5 protein-coding genes are annotated in these 4,621 nt (G+C 37.5%); 4 read left to right on the top strand and 1 reads right to left on the bottom strand.

All coding sequences use genetic code 11. The features are described 5' to 3' along the window. On the top strand, nt 1-823 hold an 823-nt coding region (locus F6K13_RS19305; RefSeq protein ID WP_287288059.1), incomplete at its 5' end, for a xanthine dehydrogenase family protein molybdopterin-binding subunit. Between the two features lie 529 nt (nt 824-1,352). On the opposite strand, the gene F6K13_RS19300 is transcribed toward F6K13_RS19305, so the two are convergent. Beyond that, nucleotides 1,353-1,505, bottom strand: a complete 153-nt coding sequence (locus F6K13_RS19300) for a hypothetical protein (protein ID WP_287288058.1) — start codon at nt 1,503-1,505, stop codon at nt 1,353-1,355. Between the two features lie 217 nt (nt 1,506-1,722). On the opposite strand from F6K13_RS19300, the gene F6K13_RS19295 reads away from it, so the two are divergent. The 3 genes from F6K13_RS19295 (at nt 1,723) to F6K13_RS19285 (ending at nt 4,474) form a co-directional block, all read left to right on the top strand. Beyond that, a complete protein-coding gene (locus F6K13_RS19295) occupies nt 1,723-2,190 on the top strand; it encodes a hypothetical protein (protein WP_287288056.1) in 468 nt (155 codons plus the stop codon). A 414-nt stretch (nt 2,191-2,604) separates the two neighbouring features. Continuing rightward, nucleotides 2,605-3,747 carry an XdhC family protein gene (locus F6K13_RS19290; RefSeq protein ID WP_124144354.1) on the top strand — a complete coding sequence of 381 codons (1,143 nt, stop codon included), beginning with the start codon at nt 2,605-2,607 and terminating at the stop codon, nt 3,745-3,747. Nucleotides 3,748-3,838: 91 nt separating this feature from the next. Then, nucleotides 3,839-4,474 carry an NTP transferase domain-containing protein gene (locus tag F6K13_RS19285; RefSeq protein WP_240038882.1) on the top strand — a complete coding sequence of 212 codons (636 nt, stop codon included), beginning with the start codon at nt 3,839-3,841 and terminating at the stop codon, nt 4,472-4,474. Nucleotides 4,475-4,621: the final 147 nt, after the last annotated feature.

Here is a 4,621-nt window from a genome sequence, read left to right as displayed (position 1 = left end):
AGGTACAGGAACTTATACTGTGATGACACAGGTTACTGCGGAAGTTTTAGGCGTATCTGTGGAGAAGGTAGAATTTAAACTTGGCGATACTAAGCTATCTAAAGCGCCACTTACCGGAAATTCGACTACAGCTAGTAGTGTGGGTACGGCAGTACAAGCAGCGGCAATGAAAGTTAGAAGTAAAGTTGTAGAGATGGCAATTTCTGATTCTGACTCACCCCTTTATCAGGCAAAACCGGAGGAGGTAATTTTTGAGTCTGGGAAATTATTGTTGAAAAATAATCCTGCTGTTGGGGAAAGTTATCAGGAAATTCTCAGTCGTCATGGTTTAGAAAATATTGAAGCGGTTGGTGATAATGCATCGAAACAGCAACAGCAGGAATATGCCAAATATTCTTTTGGAGGAATTTTTGTGGAGGTACGAGTAGACCGTCTGTTGGGAGAAGTGAGAGTGACACGATGTGTTGGTGTTTATGGTGCTGGGCGTATTCTCAATGCTAAGACTGCCCGCAGTCAAATGATAGGTGGTATTACTTGGGGTATTGGTATGGCATTGATGGAACATACGGTAATGTCTCCTCACTACGGACGTATTCTGAATCATAATCTTTCAGATTATTTGATTCCTGTCCAGCTAGATGTACCTGATATTCAGGTGCAGTTTGTAGAGGAGGAAGACCCCTATGTTAATGCTCTGGGGACTAAGGGTATTGGGGAACTTTCTATCGTGGGAGTTGCAGGGGCGATCGCTAATGCTGTTTATCATGCCACAGGTAAGCGTATTCGAGATTTACCTATTACTCCAGATAAGTTATTAGAATAGGGTTGAAGGGAGGAGTCAGGAGTCAGTAGGGGGGAATGGCATTCGCTCGTACAGGAGTCAGGAGGGAAAAATAAGGAAGAAGTGGTAGTGCATTGCATTATTTTTTTACGAGGTACAGCAGTGGGAGCATCTTGCTCCCGTGCCAAGCATCCCTTGTTCCTTGTATACCATTACTATGCAGGACTACCAGACAGGGAAATATTTTTCTCACTGTTCTGTGTTACCTACTATAATTTTCACTTGAAAAACTGAAAGTAAATAAATTATGATACACAAATCATCAACTGCTTTTACTTTTACGGAAAAATTGTGGTTTAAAGCCTCCCCTTTTAAGGGGATAAAAGCGGTCGATCTTCGAGGCTTCAAGGCGCGAATTATTTAATTATTAATTATTAATTAGGGCTTGCTGATTAAATATCAAAGCATTAACTGATATTGGTTGTAGCATTTTTTGGTCTAAAAAAGTGTCAGTTTTTCGGTAGCAAGAGCTGCATAAAGCTAGGATTTTGGGATGATTATGGCAGAAAAATTAAGGGACAATTTTCCGACTACTTCTTCTATAATTCCCATTTATCCTGTCTTCTCCTCCTGGGAGGGGGAGGGGCGAGGGGTGGGTTGTCTCCTGTCTCCTATCTCCTGCCTCCTGTCTCCTGTCTCCTACCCCTACCAACAGACTTTCCATACGCAAACCCTAATTATTAATTGTTGAACTTACTTCCTTTGTTATTTTTGGTGTTTTCATGTTACCAATTATTCCACCTCCGAAAGGGTTCAGAATATTTTATTTGCCTAACAGCGACCTCCTATTAGTTTACCGTCCAAACGGTATGACATACTTACTTATATTCTCAATTATCTGCTGTTTTATCTGGATATTATTTTGTTTTTTTATTGCTACATTGCTAATAAGTTCATTTATCCTGACTCAAGATTATGTGATTAGTATTTTAACTTTTCTATTTTTTTTCATCCCTTTAGTTTTGTATTTTTTTGCTGCTAAAATATTCAATCAAATCTATATAATTCTCTATTGTTTTCTAGGTAAATTAAGTTTTGACTTTAGATTCAATTGCTTAATTTTTACCAAAGATATAGGTATTTTAACAAATGAAATACAAGAAATTAAACGGTCAAAAATTCAATATGTACAACAAGTCAAAACCAGTGGTTTTAAAGGCAATAGATTTGCATCATGGGGCTTATTAATCAAAACAGCAAATCGAGAGTATAATGTTCTTTCCTATCAATCTTATGACAAAACTAAATGGCTAGGTAATGTTATTGCTGCGTGGGCTAAAGTTAAGTACCTGCCATTATCGAAGGAGTCAGGAGTCAGGAGTCAGGAGTCAGAAGTCAGAGTTAATTAAAACAATAACAGCAAGGAAGAAGGGATAAGGAAGAAGGAAGAAGGGAAGTTGAAAAAATCTTACTTTGTCTGAGTTTTAAGCTTTTGATCTATCCCATGATCTATCCCAACTTTTCCCTCAACTGATATAGTTGGAGTCTGCTGGAATTTATCAGAAATATCAAATAATATCAAGTCTCATTAATTAGCCATAATAAAAATATTTTCTCTGATAAATTTCTCCCTGTTCCCTTTTTCCAAATGATATCATTTCCTTTGGTATCGTTTGTGTAAACCCAAGGGTGGATATCTACAGGAAATTTAGGTTTTTTTCTTGCTCAATAGTTTTCTTCCCTCTTTTCTCTTCCCTCTTCCCTCTTCCTTCTTCCTTCTTCCTTACCTTCGCGCTTACAATACTGATGCTACCTAACATGATATGAAAGAATTACAAGACATTATTGCAACTTACGCCAAACTCAAAAATGCTGGTCAAACCCTTGCCCTCGCTACTATTGTCAAAGTTGCGGGTTCCACATATCGCCGAGCTGGGGCACGAATGTTGATGACTGCTAAAGGTGAAATGGTCGGTTCCCTCAGTGGCGGTTGTCTCGAAGGTGATGTTTTGGAGCAAGGGCAAGAAGTCATGAGTTCCGGTAAGTATCGCCTTGTTACTTACGACACAACTTCTGAAGCAGATATTATCTGGGGTTTGGGAATGGGTTGTCAGGGAATAGTTGATATATTCATCGAACCTCTATCCGGTGAGAAGGGAGTAGACTTAATGTCATTTTTTGCTGACTGTCTTCAGCATAGACAACCAGGAGTTTTAGTTACAGTATTTAGAAGTCAAACTACCGAGCAATATCATTTGATGTTATCTGCGGATGGTGATTTTACTACTAAAATAACTGATAATTCCCTAGTTCAACTATTAGTAGATAATGCCAAAATAGCTCAGAGTTCGGGTAAGTCATTTCACATATCTATTAATAATATAGAAGCTTTTATTCAGGTCATTCATCCACCCCTATCTCTAGTAATATTTGGTGCTGGTCACGATGCAATACCTGTAACATTTTTTGCTAAACAATTAGGATGGTATGTCACAGTATTAGACTGTCGTCCTGCTTATGCCATATCTGCTAGATTTCCAGAAGCAAATTCCATAGTTATTTCCGAATATGAAAAACTACCAAAATCGGTAATTTTAGATGAAAAAACTGTAGCAGTTGTAATGACTCATAACTATCTTTATGATTTGACAATTATCACAAATATTTTACCTTTGCCCTTACGTTATTTAGGAATACTCGGACCCCGCAGAAGAACCGAAAAATTATTAGGAGAAATTCCCATAGATGAGCAATACAAAAAACGTTTATATGCTCCAGTTGGTCTAGATATTGGTGCTGATAATCCACAAGAAATTGCTTTAGCAATTATTGCAGAAATTCAAGCAGTAATTTCTAATCGTTCGGCAGGTTTTTTACGTCATCGTAACCTACCAATTCATAGTCAAATTGAAGAAGGAGACAGGAGACAGGAGACAGGAGACAGGAGGAAAATTACATGGGGATAGTCAACGAAGGGCCGCTCCGCGTCTACGCTCCCCCAAGTAATTTTGAACACCCTGTAGACGGTGGGGTATTAAACCCATAAAGAAAATGATAATGAATAAATCTATAGGAATTATAATTTTAGCTGCTGGTGCATCAACCCGTTTGGGGCAACCCAAACAATTGTTGATTTACAAAGGAAATACTTTGATTTTAAATACTGTTGAAATTGCTGTAAATTCTGGTTGTTCACCAATTATTGTAGTGCTTGGTGCTTATGGCAATCTAATACTTCCTGAAATTAGTAATTTTCCAGTAAAAATTGTAGAAAATCATGATTGGCAGGAAGGCATGAATACTTCAATCCGAGCTGGTATTAATACTTTGCAAACTACTCAAGAAATTATAGAAGCAGTAATAATAATGGTTTGCGACCAGCCTTTTTTATCTACTAACTTAATCCAGAAAATAATTGATGTTTATTATTTAAAATCAAATCCAATAGTTGCTTCTAAATATGCTGGCGTTTTAGGGGTTCCGGCTTTATTTAGTTCTAGCCTTTTTCCAGAAATGCTCAACTTAAACACAGATAAAGGTGCGAAACAAATAATTAATAAGTATGCTGGCCAAGTAGCAATAGTTAATTTTCATAGAGGAGAAATAGATATTGATACTTTTACTGATTATGAAAGATTAAAAATTCTCTCAGAAGGGAGTAGGGAGTGGGGGAGTAGGGGAGTAGGAGAGTAGAGGAGATCAGAATAATTAATATGCTACTGGCTAATAATCAAAAATATCATTGCACCTGTGTTATTGTAACTGCTAGGTTGATGTTTGACAATTAGTGCGAATATCTTTCTCGCGTCATAAATCATCATAATTACCCGATGTCCTGAC

Source organism: Okeania sp. SIO2B9, from assembly GCF_010672505.1.
GTDB lineage: Bacteria > Cyanobacteriota > Cyanobacteriia > Cyanobacteriales > Microcoleaceae > Okeania > Okeania hirsuta.
Note: the sequence above shows the minus strand (reverse complement) of the source record. Positions and strands in the feature narration are given on the sequence as shown.

Coding starts and splice junctions, on each gene's coding strand:
- F6K13_RS19300 (WP_287288058.1), bottom strand. CDS start 1,505: ATGGAAAGTCTGTTGGTAGGGGTAGGAGACAGGAGACAGGAGGCAGGA.
- F6K13_RS19290 (WP_124144354.1), top strand. CDS start 2,605: ATGAAAGAATTACAAGACATTATTGCAACTTACGCCAAACTCAAAAAT.
- F6K13_RS19285 (WP_240038882.1), top strand. CDS start 3,839: ATGAATAAATCTATAGGAATTATAATTTTAGCTGCTGGTGCATCAACC.